Origin of the sequence: Empedobacter sp. GD03739 (assembly GCF_029843245.1) — a bacterium.
GTDB lineage: Bacteria > Bacteroidota > Bacteroidia > Flavobacteriales > Weeksellaceae > Empedobacter > Empedobacter falsenii_B.
On the sequence record NZ_JAOCHX010000052.1, the window covers coordinates 1 to 18491 of the forward strand.

At 31.8% G+C, this 18491-nt stretch carries 21 protein-coding genes, 3 tRNA genes and 1 riboswitch; of the genes, 13 read left to right on the forward strand and 11 right to left on the reverse strand.

The window, feature by feature from the left end:
- Positions 1-24 precede the first annotated feature (24 nt).
- The 3 genes from N5E64_RS13515 to N5E64_RS13525 are packed head-to-tail and all read right to left on the reverse strand — an operon-like array spanning position 25 to position 1979.
- Positions 25-327, reverse strand: a complete 303-nt coding sequence (locus N5E64_RS13515) for a hypothetical protein (protein ID WP_125349911.1) — start codon at positions 325-327, stop codon at positions 25-27.
- Positions 328-339: 12 nt separating this feature from the next.
- A complete protein-coding gene (gene purE, locus N5E64_RS13520; RefSeq protein WP_115002168.1) occupies positions 340-843 on the reverse strand; it encodes a 5-(carboxyamino)imidazole ribonucleotide mutase in 504 nt (167 codons plus the stop codon).
- Positions 844-848: 5 nt separating this feature from the next.
- Entirely contained in the window at positions 849-1979 is a 1131-nt protein-coding gene (locus N5E64_RS13525; RefSeq protein WP_280037948.1) for a 5-(carboxyamino)imidazole ribonucleotide synthase, read from the reverse strand.
- Positions 1980-2131: 152 nt separating this feature from the next.
- On the opposite strand from N5E64_RS13525, the gene N5E64_RS13530 reads away from it, so the two are divergent.
- Together N5E64_RS13530 and N5E64_RS13535 are read left to right on the forward strand one after the other, a co-directional pair.
- Entirely contained in the window at positions 2132-2983 is an 852-nt protein-coding gene (locus tag N5E64_RS13530) for an endonuclease/exonuclease/phosphatase family protein (protein WP_280037949.1), read from the forward strand.
- A gap of 47 nt (positions 2984-3030) precedes the next feature.
- Positions 3031-3125, forward strand: a riboswitch (TPP riboswitch).
- A 66-nt stretch (positions 3126-3191) separates the two neighbouring features.
- A complete protein-coding gene (locus tag N5E64_RS13535) occupies positions 3192-5339 on the forward strand; it encodes a TonB-dependent receptor (protein WP_280037950.1) in 2148 nt (715 codons plus the stop codon).
- Between the two features lie 35 nt (positions 5340-5374).
- Here the strand turns inward: N5E64_RS13535 and N5E64_RS13540 are convergent, their stop codons facing one another.
- Entirely contained in the window at positions 5375-5779 is a 405-nt protein-coding gene (locus N5E64_RS13540; RefSeq protein WP_280037951.1) for a hypothetical protein, read from the reverse strand.
- A gap of 42 nt (positions 5780-5821) precedes the next feature.
- Complete coding sequence (locus N5E64_RS13545; RefSeq protein WP_280037952.1) at positions 5822-6220, reverse strand: alpha/beta fold hydrolase; 399 nt, start codon at positions 6218-6220, stop codon at positions 5822-5824.
- 52 nt (positions 6221-6272) lie between these two features.
- Here N5E64_RS13545 and N5E64_RS13550 point away from each other — a divergent pair, with 52 nt between their 5' ends.
- Both N5E64_RS13550 and N5E64_RS13555 read left to right on the forward strand, forming a co-directional pair.
- Positions 6273-6719, forward strand: a complete 447-nt coding sequence (locus tag N5E64_RS13550) for a lipocalin family protein (RefSeq protein ID WP_219034256.1) — start codon at positions 6273-6275, stop codon at positions 6717-6719.
- Between the two features lie 88 nt (positions 6720-6807).
- The gene (locus tag N5E64_RS13555) at positions 6808-7260 is read left to right on the forward strand and encodes a lipocalin family protein (RefSeq protein ID WP_219034255.1); all 453 of its coding nucleotides are present in this window, start codon (positions 6808-6810) and stop codon (positions 7258-7260) included.
- Positions 7261-7294: 34 nt separating this feature from the next.
- On the opposite strand, the gene nth is transcribed toward N5E64_RS13555, so the two are convergent.
- Complete coding sequence (nth, locus tag N5E64_RS13560) at positions 7295-7915, reverse strand: endonuclease III (RefSeq protein ID WP_038333161.1); 621 nt, start codon at positions 7913-7915, stop codon at positions 7295-7297.
- A gap of 221 nt (positions 7916-8136) precedes the next feature.
- Here nth and bcp point away from each other — a divergent pair, with 221 nt between their 5' ends.
- Positions 8137-8592 carry a thioredoxin-dependent thiol peroxidase gene (gene bcp, locus N5E64_RS13565; RefSeq protein ID WP_125349907.1) on the forward strand — a complete coding sequence of 152 codons (456 nt, stop codon included), beginning with the start codon at positions 8137-8139 and terminating at the stop codon, positions 8590-8592.
- Between the two features lie 11 nt (positions 8593-8603).
- Positions 8604-9665 (forward strand): recombinase RecA, encoded by a 1062-nt coding sequence (gene recA, locus N5E64_RS13570; protein ID WP_038333157.1) that lies wholly within the window; start codon positions 8604-8606, stop codon positions 9663-9665.
- A gap of 56 nt (positions 9666-9721) precedes the next feature.
- Here recA and N5E64_RS13575 read toward each other — a convergent pair whose 3' ends face one another.
- From N5E64_RS13575 to N5E64_RS13585, 3 genes are all read right to left on the reverse strand, one after another.
- Positions 9722-10147: a lipocalin family protein gene (locus tag N5E64_RS13575; protein WP_125349906.1), complete on the reverse strand. Its 426-nt coding sequence runs from the start codon at positions 10145-10147 to the stop codon at positions 9722-9724.
- Positions 10148-10393: 246 nt separating this feature from the next.
- Positions 10394-10467, reverse strand: a tRNA-Asn gene (locus tag N5E64_RS13580).
- Positions 10468-10603: 136 nt separating this feature from the next.
- Positions 10604-11278 carry a TIGR02117 family protein gene (locus N5E64_RS13585; protein WP_280037953.1) on the reverse strand — a complete coding sequence of 225 codons (675 nt, stop codon included), beginning with the start codon at positions 11276-11278 and terminating at the stop codon, positions 10604-10606.
- 98 nt (positions 11279-11376) lie between these two features.
- Here N5E64_RS13585 and N5E64_RS13590 point away from each other — a divergent pair, with 98 nt between their 5' ends.
- Positions 11377-12099: a GLPGLI family protein gene (locus N5E64_RS13590; protein WP_125349904.1), complete on the forward strand. Its 723-nt coding sequence runs from the start codon at positions 11377-11379 to the stop codon at positions 12097-12099.
- Positions 12100-12134: 35 nt separating this feature from the next.
- Here the strand turns inward: N5E64_RS13590 and N5E64_RS13595 are convergent, their stop codons facing one another.
- Both N5E64_RS13595 and N5E64_RS13600 read right to left on the reverse strand, forming a co-directional pair.
- Positions 12135-13706, reverse strand: a complete 1572-nt coding sequence (locus N5E64_RS13595; protein WP_280037955.1) for an Rne/Rng family ribonuclease — start codon at positions 13704-13706, stop codon at positions 12135-12137.
- 213 nt (positions 13707-13919) lie between these two features.
- Positions 13920-14216: an HU family DNA-binding protein gene (locus N5E64_RS13600; protein WP_019975652.1), complete on the reverse strand. Its 297-nt coding sequence runs from the start codon at positions 14214-14216 to the stop codon at positions 13920-13922.
- Between the two features lie 104 nt (positions 14217-14320).
- Between N5E64_RS13600 and mutY the strand changes: the two genes are divergently transcribed.
- From mutY to N5E64_RS13630, 6 genes are all read left to right on the forward strand, one after another.
- Entirely contained in the window at positions 14321-15340 is a 1020-nt protein-coding gene (mutY, locus tag N5E64_RS13605) for an A/G-specific adenine glycosylase (protein ID WP_280037957.1), read from the forward strand.
- A 38-nt stretch (positions 15341-15378) separates the two neighbouring features.
- On the forward strand, positions 15379-15831 hold the full coding sequence (locus N5E64_RS13610) for a single-stranded DNA-binding protein (RefSeq protein WP_280037958.1): 453 nt from the start codon (positions 15379-15381) through the stop codon (positions 15829-15831).
- Between the two features lie 15 nt (positions 15832-15846).
- Positions 15847-16455: a gliding motility lipoprotein GldD gene (locus tag N5E64_RS13615; protein ID WP_260392386.1), complete on the forward strand. Its 609-nt coding sequence runs from the start codon at positions 15847-15849 to the stop codon at positions 16453-16455.
- 75 nt (positions 16456-16530) lie between these two features.
- Entirely contained in the window at positions 16531-17841 is a 1311-nt protein-coding gene (gene rseP / locus N5E64_RS13620; RefSeq protein ID WP_280037959.1) for an RIP metalloprotease RseP, read from the forward strand.
- 65 nt (positions 17842-17906) lie between these two features.
- Positions 17907-17980 (forward strand) — tRNA-Asn (locus N5E64_RS13625).
- Positions 17981-18038: 58 nt separating this feature from the next.
- Positions 18039-18112, forward strand: a tRNA-Asn gene (locus N5E64_RS13630).
- The last annotated feature ends 379 nt before the right edge of the window (positions 18113-18491 follow it).

Below are 18491 nucleotides of genomic sequence, written 5' to 3' on the forward strand. Positions count from 1 at the left end.
TAATAAGTTTGGGAGGTTTTGGCTTTATTTAATTTTAGTTTTTATTATGTCAAATTTTTCTTCTAAAAGTAGTTTGTATAATTCTTTAACTTCATTCCAATCTTTTGCTTTATACTTGGTCGATATTTCATTAAATGTTATAATTAAATCTAAAGATTTTGAAGTCTCAATAACATTTTCAAAATCATCATCAGAAATTATTGAAACCCAAAAAATACCATGTTCATCATCGGATTCATTAATTTCTATTATAGCTTTTTCAATATCAGAAAATGTAATATTATCTTTATTATAGCCTTCTAATAATTGGATGTAGTTTTCGATCATACAAATTAGTTTTTACTTATCAAACCCATTCGGATATTCGCCTTTTACAAGCTCTATTTTCGCTTCTACAGCTTTTTGTAAATCTTCTTGATATTTGATTAATCTTTCTTGCAAAGTTGGATTAGTCGCACCTAAAATACGCGCTGCCAAAATTCCTGCATTCTTCGCCGCATTCACAGCAACAGTCGCAACCGGAATCCCATTTGGCATTTGCAAAATAGATAAAATAGAATCCCAACCATCAATCGAATTTGACGATTTAATTGGAACACCAACCACAGGAAGCGGCGTAATAGACGCAACCATTCCTGGTAAATGCGCAGCACCACCAGCTCCAGCGATAATAACATTTATTCCACGTTCATGTGCTGTTTTTGCATAATCAAACATACGTTGTGGCGTACGATGTGCCGAAACAATTGTTAATTCGAAAGGGATATTTAGTTCTGTTAATAGATCGGCTGCTTGTTTCATGATAGGCAAATCGCTATCACTTCCCATTATAATTCCTACCATAGTTGTTACTTTTTTGCTACGACTTTTACCGTTGCATTGACTTGTTTTATGTTTTGTTTTAATTGTTCTAAATCATCGTTCACCAATGTAACGTGCCCCATTTTTCGACCTGGTTTTGTGATAGTTTTTGCGTACCAATGCAAAAATGTTCCTGGAATCGTCAATAATTCTTCAATATTTTCGATTTCTGCTTGTCCAGTTTGTCCTTCAGCACCAATCAAATTGACCATTGCAGAAGTTGTAAACAATTTTGTAGAACCAAGTGGTAATTGCATTAACGTTCTTAACATTTGATCGAATTGTGATGAATAAGCCGCTTCAATTGTTGAATGTCCAGAATTGTGAACACGAGAAGCAGTTTCGTTTACCCAAATCGATTGATCTTTGTTTAAGAATAATTCAACTGCGAAAACTCCTGGAGATTTCAATGCTTTTACAACATCTCGCGCAATTTGTTCCGCTTTATCAGTGATTTCTTTCGGAAGTGTAGAAGGCATCAATAAATAATCTAACAAATTATATTCTTCGTTGATGACAAATTCTACTGTTGGATAAGTGACAATATTTCCTAAATGATCGGCAACCGTAACAACCGCAATTTCACGATCTAAATCGGCTGGCGTTTCGAAAATTGAAGGAGCTTGAAGCATTTTATCCAAATCAGCTTCAGATTTTAGGAACTGAACACCTTTTCCATCGTAACCATCTTTTCGAGATTTTTGAAAAATTGGATAACTGATGTCTTGTTTCGATTCTAAATCTTCCCAATTATCTAATCCAAGATAAGGCGCAGTTGGAATATTATTATTGACATAAAATTCTTTCTGAATTCCTTTGTCTTGAATAATCGCTAAAGCTTCAGGATCTGGAACAACGTGTTTTCCAATTGATTTTAGATAACGTAATGCTTCAACATTTACGTGTTCGATCTCAATTCCGATGGCATCTAAATCTTTTCCAAATGCAACAACCGTGTCATAATCTTTGAAATCGCCTTGTACAAAATGATGTGCATGTGGCGCGCAAGGTGCATCAGCAGCTGGATCTAAAATACTAATCTCGCAAGGATATTGCAATGCATTTTGCAAAAACATATACCCCAATTGTCCTCCTCCTAAAATTCCGATTTTTATCATATTGCGAAGTTAATGAATAATATAATTTCTATTTTTACGAGAATTAAAAAAGTATTGACGAGATGTTAACAAAATGGAGTAGAATTTTATTTTTTGTATTTGCTGGAATTTATTTGACGAGTAAGAGTTTTTATCAATATTTTGTATTCGATATGCTGGTACAATATTCTATGTATGCGCTGATTATTGCTTTTTTCTTGTGTTTGATTTACAATTATTCGATTCGAAAAGAAGAAAAGAAAAATATTTTATGGTTGATTCCTTTGGTTGCGATTCCGATTATTACGTACAAAAACATAGGAAATTTCTATTTTGGAGAAAATGCAAAAGGAGAAAAATCGAATTTTAAAATTACGTCGATCAATATTTTTTCTCAAAATGAAGAATTTCAACATCTAAAAGATTATTTAGCTAAAGATAAAAGTGATGTAATTGTTTTACAAGAATTAACGCCTGCTTGGCAAAAACATGTAGAGTTTATCCGAAAAGAATATCCATATTATAAAGAAGAGGTGAGAAGTAACAATTTTGGAATTGCGATTTATTCTAAAATTCCATTCTCTAAAGTATCTACAAAAAATTATATTGATGAGATGCATCCGTCTATTTTAGCGGAAATTATTGTAGACGCTAAACCATTAAGTATTTTGGCAACGCATCCTGTTCCGCCTTTACCAAATCAGGCTCGTTTTGAAAGACGAAATAAACAATACGAATTGATGAAGCAGGAAATTGATGCTTTACCGAATGAAAATATCATTTTAGTTGGAGATTTGAATTCTACGGTTTATTCACCGAATTTCAAATTGGTGCAATCAGATAAAATGAAAGATGCTCGTTCTGGTTTTGGATTGAATAATTCTTGGAATGCTTTTATTCCAATTTTCCGCACAAATATTGACCAATGTTGGGTTTCGAAGAAAATAAAAGTGACCAATTTTTATCGTGGAGATGATATAAAATCAGATCATTTTCCGATTGTTGCAGAACTGAAAATAGATTAAGAATTTGGGTTAATTTTTAAATTTCAAAAAAAAGATTACCTTTGAAGTTCAATCGAAAGGGGTGCTTCTTTACAAGAGGCTGAGATTATACCCAAAGAACCTGGGCAGGTAATGCTGCTAAGGGAACTGGTACTTCACCAAATTACATTCGCGCGTAAATTATAAAAGTGTAAGATGGCTCCTTTCATAATATTTTTTAAAATTAATTATGAAAAGGTCGATTTTTTTATTGTCATTATTTGGTGCATCTATTCTTTATGCACAAGAAAAAGATTCTATTCAAAAAGAAGAAATTCAATTAGGAGAAGTTTCAATTGTCGAAAAACTTCCGATTACAGTTGAAAAGGTAACTGATAAAATGTTACAAAAGAAGAATTTGGGACAAGATGTTCCAACTTTGTTAAATTCTGCTACGTCTGTTTCTATAACTTCCGATACAGGAACAGGAATTGGTTATTCATCGATTAAAATTCGTGGACTTAATGAGCAATCAATCAATGTTACATTAAATGGAATTCCGCTTAATAATCCTGAGTCTCAAGGTGTTTTTTGGGTGAATATGCCAGACTTGGCTTCATCTACAAGCTCTATGATAATTCAGAGAGGAGTTGGAACTTCATCAAAAGGGATGGCTTCTTTCGGAGCAAGTGTTAATATCGAATCTCAAAATCCGTCTACCGTTCCTTTTGCAGAAGCAAATGTTTCTTTCGGAAATTATAAAACGCAAAAATATACAGTTCAGGCTGGTACGGGAAAAATACTAAATAATAAGTTGAGTATTGATGGACGTTTTTCTAAGATAAATTCGGATGGATATGTAGACAGATCTTGGTCAGATTTAATCTCTTATGATTTTACTGCCTTATATGAATTGAATGAAAAAACAAAGTTTAGATTTCAGAATATGTTTGGAAAAGAACAAACGTATCAGGCATGGAGTGGTGTAGATGCTGAAACTTTAAAAAAAGATAGAACATATAATTTTGAAGGAGAAATTTTAGACGAAAATGGAAAGGTTGAAGGTTTTTATAAAAATCACACCGATAATTACCGTCAAAATCATTATTTTCTTTCGTGGTTACAAGATTTTGGGAATAATTGGAAATCAAATTTAACAGTTCATTACACAAAAGGTAAAGGTTATTACGAGAGCTATAAAAATAATCGCAGTTTGAAACGTTATAAATTGGATTATTTAACTTCAGAAAAAAGAAATTTAATTAATCGTGAATATCTTGATAATGATTTTTATGGTTTTAATCTTGAAGTTGAAAATCAAAAATTAAACGATTTTAAAGTATTTTTCGGATTATCTGCAAACGAATATGATGGCGATCATTATGGAAATGTCTTATGGGTAAAAGGCACAGATTTTAAGGATAAAGATTTCAAATATTACAACAATCGTTCTGTGAAAAAGCAATTGGCTGCTTATGCAAAAGTATTGTATCAATTGAATAAATTTGAATTGTTTGGTGATTTGCAATACCGTTATGTTGAATATGATGCGAAATATTTGCCAAATGGGAAAAATGATGAGGAAGATTTCAGACCATTTTCGGATACATTCAATTTTGTGAATCCAAAAGCTGGAATAAATTTTAAAATCAATTCTTCAAATGTATTGTATGCTTCTTATGGTATTTCACATCGTGAGCCTTTGAGAAATGATTATGCAGGTTTGAATGATAAAGATAAAAAACCAAAAGCCGAATTTTTACAAGATTACGAATTGGGTTACAGAAAAAGTGGTCGTCTTGCTTTGAGTGCGAATTTGTATTATATGGATTACCGTGATCAATTGGTGCCAACTGGAGAATTGAATGATGTAGGAAGTCGAAAAAGAATTAATTCAGGAAAAAGTTTTAGACGAGGAGTCGAATTTGATGCAAATTATAAGATTATTCCAAATCGTTTGAATGTTTTTGGAAATATTACGTTTAGCGAAAACAAACATGATAATTACAAAGAGGAAGTTTGGGATGTTGATGGAAGCTCTTCTGTAAAAGAATACGGAAAAACAAAAATTTCGATGTCACCTGATGTGATTTCTGCTTTTGGTTTTGAAGTTATTCCTTTCAAAAATGTGTTGATTAATTTGACGAATAAATATATTGGTGAACAATATTTATCAAATACAGAACCAGTAGATGGAAAATTAGATAGTTATTTGGTTTCGGATCTTTTGATTCGATATTCGCCAAAAGTAAAAGGAATTAAAAACCTTGAATTTTCATTCTTGATTAATAATTTATTTGATGTAGAATATGAATCAAACGGTTATTATTACGGAAAAGCATTTTATTTTCCACAAGCTGGAATTAATGTTTTTGGCGGAGTTGGAATTCGTTTGTAAAAAGTCAAAAGCTCGAGATTTATCTCGAGCTTTTTTTATTCTTCAATATATTCAAGAGGAATATGCCAAATTTCGGTTTTATTTTTTTCTCGAAAGAAATCTAAATGTCCAATTTCATCTAATCCATATTCTTTTGGAATGATATTCAAACGTTTTTTCTTCGCATTTTTCAAAACTAATTTCCCAAATAAATCTACAGATTTTGGCGTTGCCATAAAATCATCATCCAAACTAATGATTAAAACAGGTTTTGTAATTTCATCATACAAATTTTGCGTTTCATCAGCGTAACCTAGAATTGAAGTTTCATTCAGAATTAGTTTTCGCCAATCTTTTGCGATCCCGATTGGAATTGGTTCGCCCATTCCAACTTTTTGAGAAGGAAAAAAACCGTAAAAAGCAGATAAAACAGGAATCGCAATGCGAAAAAAGAAATTCACTTTAGTTTTATCTTTTTGATGAAAATTTTTGATATAGCCATATTAAGAACCAATCGTTACAATTTTATCATAAACTTTGTAAGCGCGTGTCAAACCAATCATAATTCCACCGATACTATGACCAATTAAGAATTTTTCGTGATTGGGATAAAATTCTTCGATATATTGTGTTAAACCTAAAAAATCTTTATCGGCCCAATCTGTAAAATGCGCTTTAAAATCTTTTAACTTTTTGGGTTTAGAATCGCCGATTCCGCGATAATCATACGTAAAAACCAAATATCCCTTATTAGCTAAATACGTTGCATATTTGGCATAAAAAGTTTGTTTAACACCAATTGCAGACGAAATGACAATGATTTTTTTGGTTGCGTTGTTTTCGCCAAAAGAGGTTACGGCAATTGGATATTTGTCGGAAGCTTCTAGTATGAATTTTTTCATTCTTTTTATTTGATAAGGTAAAAAATATACCTTTACAAGGTAAATCAATCTTATGAAAAAAAATATTTTAATTCTATTAATCTTATTCTCTTCAAAAATGTTTTCTCAACAATTAAAACCTGATAATGTGATTGGTTTTTGGAAATTACAAGAATCGGGCTTTTATGAAAATGGCAAAAAAGTGTCTAAAGAATTTGATGATTGCCGGTTAATGAGAAATTATACAATTTGGGATAATGGATATGCTATTTATAACTATGTAGAAGGAAGTAATGGCAATTGTTTTCCTAGTGAGCCTCGATTAACATTGTGGCGAATTGTTGATAATAGAATTCAATTTTACATTGATGATTATATTTTTGAGGATAGAATTGTGAAAATTAATCAAGATAAAACGATAACTTTTGAAACATATATTGATAAAAAAATTGTAGATTCTGATAAGAAATTTGAGAAAATAGCAAATACAATCAGTTATGATATTTTACGTAAACAATAAATAAAGAAAATAAGTTTTCAGGTTTATTTTTTATATTCACTTTACGTCATTCAAAATCTTTATTTTTACCACATAATTATTGAACCGAATGAAAAATATATTCAGCCTATTTTTAGCATCAATTTTATTGCTTTCAGTTTTTTCGTGCAAAGAAGACGATTCGTTGGCAATATCGCAAGATCAATTGTTGCGATCTGGAAAATGGCAATTGAAAGAAATTAGAAAAACGAAAGGGAATATAACGGAAACAGACAAGTTGTTGTCTTGTGAGCGACAGTCTACATTAGATTTTTCGGATGTTACGAATTATAATTCTAACATGTATAAAACCGAAAAAGGAAATTGTGTACAAGAACAAACGACAGGAACGTATGTGTATAATACGTCTAAAACAAAACGTTTGTTAACGATGTCTCTGAATGATACAACGTACAATTATTATGTGAAGCAGTTAGATCCAAAATATTTGATTTTGCAAGATACGTTGAGTAAAGTAGATACGATAAAGCTTCGTTTGCAAGTTTTTGAAATTGTAAAATAATAATGAAAATACCTTCCATTTTGGAAGGTATTTTTTATTCGAACATTTTTCGTGTAATAAAATCTTTGTCTAAACTCCAAGCGCGTGCAGGAGAATATTCACGTCCATAATAAATGATTTGAATATGTAATTTGTTCCACAACTCTTTTGGAAAGATTTTCTTCGCATCTTTTTCTGTTTCCTCAACATTTTTACCTTTTGTCAATTTCCATAATTTCATCAAACGATGAATATGTGTGTCGACAGGAAAAGCAGGATGACCAAACCATTGAGACATCACAACCGAAGCGGTTTTGTGTCCAACACCAGGTAATTCTTCTAATTCTTCAAAACCTTCTGGAACTTCGCCATCGTATTTTTCGATTAAAATTTCAGATAATCGTTTGATATTTTTGGCTTTTGTGTTTGATAAACCAATTTCGCGGATATAATATTTTATTTCATCTACTTCTAATAACGACATTGCTTTTGCGTTAGCAGCTTTCGCAAATAATTCGGGTGTTACTTGATTCACTTTTTTATCTGTTGTTTGGGCAGATAATAAAACGGCGATCAATAATGTAAAAGCATCTTGATGGTCTAATGGAATTGGTGGAACTGGATATAATTTTTCCAATTCATCAATCACAAATTGGATACGCTCTTTCTTTAACATCATAAGTTCTGAAACTTTTTGTGTAAAAATAATGAAACATCTTTAATTATGCTTTAAATAATCAGCCACAAGCTTTCTTACAAAAAAATAAAAGTAAATATTTAGCGACTTATTTTGGCGTTGTATAACATTACATTTGTAGTATAAATAAAAGATTAATTAGTTAAATCAGTTACGATTCAAGATTTAATCATTATTTTTACGAGAAGTTCTAAAGACAAATCAAGATGTTAAAAATAGGAGATAAAGTTCCAGATTTTAAAGGAATTGATCAAGATGGAAACGAAGTTTCGTACCAAGATTTTGCAGGAAAAAAATTAGTCGTTTTCTTTTATCCAAAAGCAAGTACACCAGGTTGTACAGCCGAAGCATGTGATTTACGCGATAACGAAAATGCGTTGAAGGCGCAAGGTTATCATTTGGTTGGAGTAAGTGCAGATTCTGTGAAAAGACAAAAGAATTTTGCTGAGAAAAACAATTTACGTTTTCCTTTGCTTGCAGATGAAAATCATGAAATTCTGAATGCTTTCGGTGTTTGGGGACCAAAGAAATTTATGGGACGCGAATTTGATGGAATTCATCGTACAACGTTCATTATTGATGAAAAAGGAATGATTACGGATGTAATTGAAAAAGTGAAAACAAAAGAACACGCAAAACAAATTTTAGAAAAATAAAAAATAATATAATGAGCGATTTAGACAATAAAAAGAAAGCGTTACAGCTAATCTTAGATAAGATGGACAAAGCTTACGGAAAAGGAACTGTAATGCGTATGGGAGATTCGGCTGTTGATGATAAAATAGAAGTAATTCCTTCTGGATCTTTGGGATTAGATTTAGCGTTAGGAGTAGGAGGTTATCCTCGCGGACGTGTTATCGAAATCTATGGGCCAGAATCTTCTGGTAAAACAACATTGACATTACACGCTATTGCTGAAGCGCAAAAAGCTGGTGGTATCGCTGCTTTTATTGATGCTGAGCATGCTTTTGACCGTTATTATGCAGCGAAATTGGGTGTTGATGTAGAAAACTTAATTATTTCTCAACCAGATAATGGTGAGCAAGCATTAGAAATTGCAGATAACTTAATTCGTTCGGGAGCGATAGATATTATCGTAATTGACTCTGTTGCGGCACTTACTCCAAAAGCGGAGATTGAAGGTGAAATGGGAGATTCTCGTATGGGATTACAAGCGCGTTTGATGTCTCAAGCTTTACGTAAATTGACAGGAACAATTAATAAAACGAAATGTACAGCGATTTTCATTAACCAATTACGTGAAAAAATTGGTGTTATGTTTGGTAATCCAGAAACAACAACTGGTGGTAATGCCTTAAAATTCTATGCATCTGTACGTTTGGATATTCGTCGTTCTACTCAAATCAAAAATGGAGATGAGGTAATCGGAAATCATTCGAAAGTAAAAGTGGTTAAAAATAAAGTTGCTCCTCCATTCCGTCAAGCAGAATTTGATATTATGTATGGTGAAGGAATTTCTAAAGTTGGAGAAATTTTGGATATGGGTGTTGAGAAAGGAATTGTAAACAAATCTGGTTCTTGGTATTCATACAACGATAGCAAATTAGGACAAGGTCGCGATGCTGTAAAAGAAGTATTGAAAGATAATCCTGAATTGGCAGAAGAAATTGAAGCTAAAATTGTCGCATTAATCAAAGGTGAGCCAGTAGATGGAAAACCATCAGTTGATAATCCAGCTGACGAAGCAGAATTATTTGCTGAAGATTAATTCGAAAGAATTTTTATATAATGATAAAAACCTCTCAATTTTGAGAGGTTTTTTTGTTATTTTGTATAATTAATAAAAAAGCCGTCCTCATCTCCAAATGAAATTCTTAAACTATTTTTTGTTAATATTTCGATATTTTCTATTTCAGTATCATTAGTGTTATTTTCTGTTAAGGTAATTTGTTTGTTTTTTAAACTCCATTTTCCTTCAGACGGGCTATGATAACAAGGGTCATTTCCTCCACCTTCATAAAAATCATTATAATAAGTAAAATTTTTATTAAAAGTTATACTTGTTTTAGAATCACATTCATTGTATTCTTCAATTATTTCTTTTCCATTCAAATAATATCCAGAGTTTTTAATCTGCCATTTACCAATTAATAATTCTTCATGCGATTCTACATTAGAATCATCATCGTTATTACAAGATGCGAAAAATGTAGTCGCTGAAAGTGTAGCAAATAATAATAGTTTTTTCATAAGTTATTTTTTGATTGGTAATAAAGCTATGAAAAATGATATTAATTAAACGTTTTTAAGTATTTATAATAAAAAACCATTTCTGTAGAAGTGGTTTGTCATGTTGAATTTATTTCAACATCGCATATTGTTTATGATGAGAATGAAACGAATTCAGAATATTCATATTTATTAGTTAAATAGTAAAGCTTTTAAGTAGGGAGGTATTAATAAAAAAAAAGACAATCAGATTGATTGTCTTTTTTGCTCCTCCTCTTGGGCTCGAACCAAGGACCCTCTGATTAACAGTCAGATGCTCTAACCAACTGAGCTAAGGAGGAGTATCGTTATCGATATTGTGTTGCAAATATAGAGCAAATTTTATTACTTCCAAATCTTAAAAGTATTTTTTTTCGTTCTACAAGTCGCATCAATAGGCAACTCTTTGAAAATGAATTAGAAATAATTTAAAAAAAATTATTCATAATGACGAAAAATTCCTTGTTGTGTTGCCGTCCACAATGGTCCTTCTTTATTTGCTGCTTTTAACGCGCTTGCAGCCCACGTATTACACGTAAAAAATAAGCTATAACTTCTTTTTACTTCGTAAAACGAATCACTATCTCCATAAACAGCATCTGTTTTTATTAATTCGACTTTGTTATTTTGATCCAAATCAAATGATTGCTTGATGTAAACAATTAATTTTTGATACTCTTCTACACTCAAATCAACTCTTTTACAATCTTCACTCTCAGTCATTTTATCATAAAAAGTAGTATGCATCGCCGAATCTCCTAACCAAAATGCAGCGTTGAAAGCTGTAGAAAATTTAAGATCTTTCCATTCTGGTGTATCCAAATAAAAGCCTTTATCTCCCCAACCAAAGGCAATATATTTGTATTCTTTTTTCGATTTTGTATGCGAAAAAGGCACAAAAGTAGACCAATCAATCGTTTCAGATTTTACAGGAACTACAATGTCTGTATGTACACCATTTGTCAAAATATACGCAGTAATTTGATCGTTAGGCTTATCTTTTTGTTTATTCACTGGAATTAATGGCAACAAAACCACCGCAAGCAGATACACCACAATTAGTAAAACTAAAAGGCCTAATATTTTGAGTAGAATTCGGAAGATTTTTTTCATAGTATTAAGTTGAATAACGAATATAAAAAGATCTGTTCAAATAGTTGAACGGATTTTTTTATATAATTTAGGTATATTTATCTTCAAACCGATTACATATGAAATATTTATTGTTAATTTTTTTTCCAATATTTAGTTTTGGTCAAGAAAAATTCAAGGTTGAATATGAAGTTCGTAAGTTCATGAATTTCGGAAAAACAGAACAAGATTTAGAAACTGAAAAACGTTATTCTCGACCATTATATATAGAATTAACTGGTGATAATAATCGTTGTTCTCAAAAACAAATTGTAAAACTTGATAATTCTCAAGGAGCTACAAGCAATTTAAATTACATTGGCGGCTACAAAGACTTAGAAAGTTATTATGATTTTGATAAAAATTATTTAAAGGTTTCAAGAGAAATGGATAATAAATTGTACTTGATAAAAGTAGATTTCACTAAAATAAATTGGAATTTGACTCGAGAAACTAAGGTTATAAAAGGATTTAATGTTAAGAAAGCAATATACGAAGAAGGTGATTTATTACTCGAAGCTTGGTATGCTACAGAAATAAAATCGAAATGTGGACCTAATAATTATAATAATCTTCCTGGATTAATATTGGAGATGAGAAAATCATTTAAAACCGTTCCTGATCAATATATGACATATAAATTAGAATCTATTCAATTGGATAATTCATTAAAATTTACTGAACCTAATAAAGGAAAATTAATCAATCAAGAAGAGTTTAAAAAACTTGAAAGTGAATATAAAAAAAGAGTACAAATGATGGTCGACGCAGAAAACTCTAGCGGAGGAGTTGAAAAAGATTAATTAAAAACAAAAACCTCGCAATTGCGAGGTTTTTCTTAATTTGATTCGTTGTAAAGTGTATTATGATCTTTGTCCAAGAAATTAAATTGTAAGTATTTGTACGCATCTCTTGGTACAATCTTAATCCACTTTTTATGCTTAAAAAACCATTTCATCTGAATGCTTGGCAATCCATGTTGTAAATAAGCAGCTACGAAAGGATGCACGTGCAACGACATTTTTCGTAAATCCTTATCTTTTCTATCAAGGATATTCAAGAGCACTTGTTCAATTTTATCAATTGTAACGATAGGTGCTTCAACTTCATTCGATTCTTGGTTAGGATTTTCTTCAGTTGTAACAAAATTCACCTCTGGGCGAACACGTTGTCTTGTAATCTGAATCAATCCAAATTTACTTGGTGGCAAAATCTTATGTTTTGCTTTATCTTTCGCCATTTCAGCTCTCAGATGCTCGAACAATTCTTTTTTATGTTCTACATCCGTCATGTCAATAAAATCGACCACAACAATTCCTCCCATATCACGTAATCGCAACTGACGTGCAATTTCAGAAGCAGCAATTTTGTTTACGGCAAAAGCTGAATCTTCCTGATTTTTAGAATTACGAGAAATATTTCCCGAATTCACATCAATTACGTGTAACGCTTCTGTATGTTCAATCACAAGATATGCACCTTTAGATTGTGGAATAGTTACCGTTTTACCAAAAGCTTGTTTAATTTGTCTTTCGACATTAAACTTCTCAAAAATTGGAACAAATGGATCGTCGTATTCTTTTACCAAATTAATTTTATCTGGTGCAATAACTTCCAAATATTCGCGCATTTCGTCAGCTAATTCATCATCATCAACAGAAATTTTAATAAAATCATCATTAAAATTATCTCTCAAAATAGAAGAAGCTCTGTCCATTTCGCTAAGAATTTTAGCTGGCGCTTTCTTTTTTTGAAGATTTTTGAAGATTTGAGACCATTTGTTTAACAAATAAGCCAAATCTGCTTGTAATTCTTCTGCATTCTTCTCTTCGGCAACTGTTCTGATAATAACTCCGAAGCCTTCTGGTGTTAAACCTTCTAAAATTTTGATTAAACGATCGCGTTCTGGTTTTTGTTTGATTTTTTGCGAAATCGAAACACGTTCCGAAAATGGAACTAAAACTAAATATCGACCAGCAATTGAAATTTCAGAAGTAATTCTTGGTCCTTTCGTATGAATTGGTTCTTTTGTAATTTGAACCAAAACGGAATCACCTGGAGCAAAGATTTCTGTAATTTGTCCATCTTTGTCAATCGGTTCTTCCATACGGAAGTTCTTCAATTTTTCGGTTTTGTACGTGCCATTTGCTACAATTTTGTTGTACGCATTTGACGAACGTATTTGTGGACCTAAGTCATGATAATGTAAAAATGCATCTTTCGAATAACCAATGTCAACAAAGGTTGCATTTAAACTAGGAGCTAATTTTTTGATTTTACCCAAGTAAATGTCGCCAACTGCAAAGCCATCATTTGCAGTATCTTGATGAAATTCCATCAAGCGACCTTCATCTAAAACTGCGATGCGTACTTGATCAGCTAAGGCTGAAATCACTAATTCTTTACTCATCAAAAAATTATGTTTTTAAAAATGATAAAAGCACTTTCCAAAATTTCCATTGAAAAGTGCTATCTTGTAAAAAGACTAAATTATTAATAGCTTAGCTACTAATTATTTTTTCTTTTTGTGTCTGTTAAGACGACGACGTTTTTTGCGTTTGTGCGTCGCTACCTTATGTCTTTTACGTTTTTTTCCGCTTGGCATGATACAATTATTTTATTGTTATTTGATTACGTTTGCTTCGCTAGTCTTTACATCTTCGATGAAAGTCTTCGCTGGTTTAAATGTAGGAACGTTGTGTGCTGGGATAATGATAGAAGTACCTTTTGTAATGTTTCTACCTGTTTTTTCAGCTCTAGTTTTAATAGTAAAAGAACCAAATCCTCTTAAGTATACATTTTCTCCTTCTACTAATGATTTAATCACCTCCTCCATAAACGATTCTACCACTCTTTGAGTATCGCTCTTTTCAAGTCCTAATTTACCTGAAATGTTATTTACTATTTCTGCCTTTGTCATAATTCCTCTTATTATTCTTAAATTTGAAAGCGGGTGCAAATATAACGATAGTATCCCAACAAAAAAAGATTTTTTCAGTTTTTATGAACTTCAACTATCTGATTTTGTCATATTTTGACAAAAATAAACGAGATTTACCTTGGCGTCATACAAAAGACCCATTTCACATTTGGTTGTCGGAAATTATTCTCCAACAAACAAGGGTTGACCAAGGTATGAAATTTTACAATAATTTCATACAAGAATTTGAGACTATTTTCGATTTGGCAAATGCCGACGAACAAAAAGTCCTAAAACTCTGGCAAGGACTGGGTTATTATTCCCGTGCCAGAAATTTACACTTCACAGCAAAGACGATTGCTGATGAATTAAATGGACAATTTCCGAATAATTTCAAAGATTTAAAAAAGCTAAAAGGCGTAGGAGATTACACTGCAGCTGCAATTGCATCTATTGTATATGATGAAAATGTACCTGCTGTAGACGGAAATATGTTTCGAGTTTTTGCGCGATATTTTAATATTACAGATGATATAAGTTCGCCAAAAACAAAGAAGATTTTCTGGGATTTGGGCTTAGAAATCATTGATAAAAAACGTCCAGGCGATTTTAATCAGGCGGTAATGGATTTGGGTGCAACAATTTGTACACCAAAACAGCCAAAATGTGAAATTTGTCCACTTAATGAGTCTTGTGAAGCGCTTCGATTAAATAAAGTCAACGAATTGCCTATAAAATTGAAAAAGACAAAAGTTTCGAATCGTTTTTTACATTTTATTCTCATCGAAAATGAAGATAAAATTGCCTTGTCTAAACGAATTGGAAATGATGTTTGGAAAAATTTATTCACTTTTCCAAAAATAGAAACTGAAACTGACTTGTTGGATAAAGGTTGGATTTTAGATCAAAATCTTGAAAATAATTTAACTTTTATAGAAGAAGAGAAACACATTTTGTCGCATCAAAATTTATTTATAAAATATTGGAAATTAAATGTATCTTTAATAGATATAACAAATTTGCAAGCCGAAAATGATTTTGAAATGATTGCTTTAAATGATCTAGAACATTATCCGCTTCCAAAACCAATAGAAAAATTTATAAATAAACATTATTTGGATTAACTTTGTAAGTAACAAGCCACTAAAAATCTATTACAACTATGAATGGAACAACGAATAAAGTACTTTTGATCGGAAATTTGGGTGATGATATAAAATTGCATCACTTTGATGAACAAAATTGTATTGGACGATTTCCTATTGCAACGACAGAGTCTTACATCTCGAGAACAGGAGAACGAATTACAGAAACAGAATGGCACAATATTGTGACACGCAATAAATTGGCAGAATTATGTGATCGTTATCTGAAAAAAGGAGATAAAGTTTTTGTTGAAGGACGCATCAAAACGCGCAAATGGGACGATAACGGACAAACGCGTTATACAACAGAGATCGTAGCAAATTCAATCGAGTTTTTGACACCAAAAATTGACAATGAACAACGTCAAGCCATGCAAAATGATCAGAACAAAGTTCAGCAAAGTCAACAAAACACAACAGTTGTCGAGCCACCTTTTATAGATGAAGGAGAAGACGATTTGCCTTTTTAGAAATTAAAAAATTAAATGAATTTTAAAAAACTTAACGTTTTACGTTATACAATGAATTTTAAAACTATAATAGCATTATGTAGTAGTGCTATTTTTTTTGTGTCGTGCAATAAAAGCGAGGAAGTTGCCAAACCTTTAGGACAAGTTCGCCTCGAATATCCGCAACAAACTTATCTGTCTTTCAAAGAAAATGTACCCTATACTTTTCAATACTCAAACTTTGGGAAGGTCATTATGGGTAAAAAACCAAACTCTTTCAATATTGTTTATCCACGAATGAAAGCGACAATTTACCTGACATATTTTCCGGTTCAGTCTCCACAAGATTTAATCGTTCAAATAAAAGAAAGTGAGAGTTTTGTGCAAGAACAGACGGTTAAAGCCAGTTTTATCTCGCCACAAGAATTTTCTTTTCCAGAAAAAAAGGTTTTTGGTACTATGTATGAATTAGGAGGAGAATCAGCAATTAATATTCAGTTTCATGCGACGGATAGTGTGAAGAATTTTTTAGCAGGTTCGGTTTATTTCAAAACTCAACCAAAACCCGATTCTTTAGCTCCAGCAGTTGATTATATCAAAAAAGATGTAAAAAAATTGTTAGAAACCTTAGAATGGAAAAAATAAACAGCTTTGATAAATAAATTCGATTAATTTTGTAATCGTTTAATAAAATTCGAACATAAATAAATTTAAAACAATATGTTAATACAGATAGCTACCTTAATGCTTAGTTTGATGCTTTTAGTAATGTTGCACGAGCTAGGACATTATGTAACAGCGCGATGGTTTGGCGTTCGTGTCGAACGTTTCTTTTGTTTTTTCGATGTGAAATTTGCCATTTGGAAAAAGAAAATTGGTGATACTGTTTACGGTATCGGTTGGTTGCCTCTTGGAGGATACGTAAAACTTTCGGGAATGATTGACGAAAGTATGGATTTGGAACAAATGAAACAAGAACCAAAACCATGGGAATTCCGCGTAAAACCAGCTTGGCAACGATTAATCATTATGTTAGGAGGTATTATTGTGAATATCATTTTAGCGATGATTATTTATACTATTTTATTCATTTCTCAAGGAAAAAGCTTTGTTGATGTAAACAAAATGCAATATGGAATTGAAGCGAATGCAACTCAAACTAAATTTGGCTTACAAAAAGGTGATATTCCAATTGGAGTAAATGGGGTAAAATATCAAGCTTTAAACGAAATAGGAAAAGAAGCCTTGTTAGGTGGTGAAACTTTAGATGTAAAACGTCAAGGAAAAGAAGTTTCTTTACCAATTACAGAAGATTTCAGAACTGAAATTTTAAACGCTAAAGGCGCTTTCTTTATTCCTCAAATGCCAACCGTTGTGGATTCTGTTGTTGAGAATAGTGCAGCACAAAAAGCAGGTTTATTAAAAGATGATAAAGTAATTGCTATTGATGGTTTCACAACACCTCTATTTTCAGATTTAACAAATAAATTAAAAGAATACAAAGGAAAAACAGTTTCTTTAAGTGTTGAAAGAAAAGGCGAGCCAGTAGAATTGATGGTAAGTGTGAACAAAAATGGCGAAATTGGATTCATTAGATCAACAGCATATTTAGATTCATTAATATCAAAAGAAGATTATACAATTGGTGAAGGAATCGCAAAAGGGATTGTAGAGCCATTTGAAGCGATTGCAACGCAAGTTCGTGGAATTGGGACATTGTTCCAAGTAAAAGACGGTCGTAAACAAGTTGCTGGACCAATTGGAATGGTAAAACAAATGCCAAAAGAATGGAACTGGTTATTTTTCTGGTCATTCACGGCAATGATTTCTGCTTGGTTAGCATTCATAAACTTATTACCAATCCCAGGTTTGGACGGTGGACATGCCGTTTTTGCTATCTATGAAATGGTGACAGGTAAAAAACCAAGTGAAAAAGTTTTAGAAAAAGCACAAATGGTTGGAGTTGTAATTATCTTAGGATTAATGGTATTCATCTTCGGGAACGATATTGTGAATATGATTTTTAAATAAATTTTAAAATATTTTTTGTGGGTGTAAAAAATACTTCTATATTTGCACCCACAATTAAGCAACATTCCTCCTTAGCTCAGTTGGTTAGAGCATCTGACTGTTAATCAGAGGGTCCTTGGTTCGAGCCCAAGAGGAGGAGCTTTTTTAGTGAAACGTCAAACAAAGACTTAAAAATAAAATTTTAAAATATCGGATTTTCCTCCTTAGCTCAGTTGGTTAGAGCATCTGACTGTTAATCAGAGGGTCCTTGGTTCGAGCCCAAGAGGAGGAGCGGTGTAAATCAGCCACTTACAGATTTGTAAGTGGCTTTTTCTTTCTTTATCACGAATATAAGTTTCCTTATTTATTGTTGTATTAGTAGATGTTTTCTTAACTAGAAGATTATATGAAAGATTTTTATACTGTCATTTTTATCGTTGTTTTACTTTTCACAATACTTATTCCTTTTTATCTATCTGGTCGAGTGTGGTTTGTATTCAACCCTTTTTCTCTAAGTTTATCACACTCATCTTTTCTTTATGAATCTGTTGGACGGATAAAGTTGATTTCCTGAATGAGCTCAGAAAAATTTTGGTATAAACCTATATTCCACATTATTCTGCTAATGTTTGAAATTTTAGCTTTAGGCATTTAGGTTCATTGTATATTAA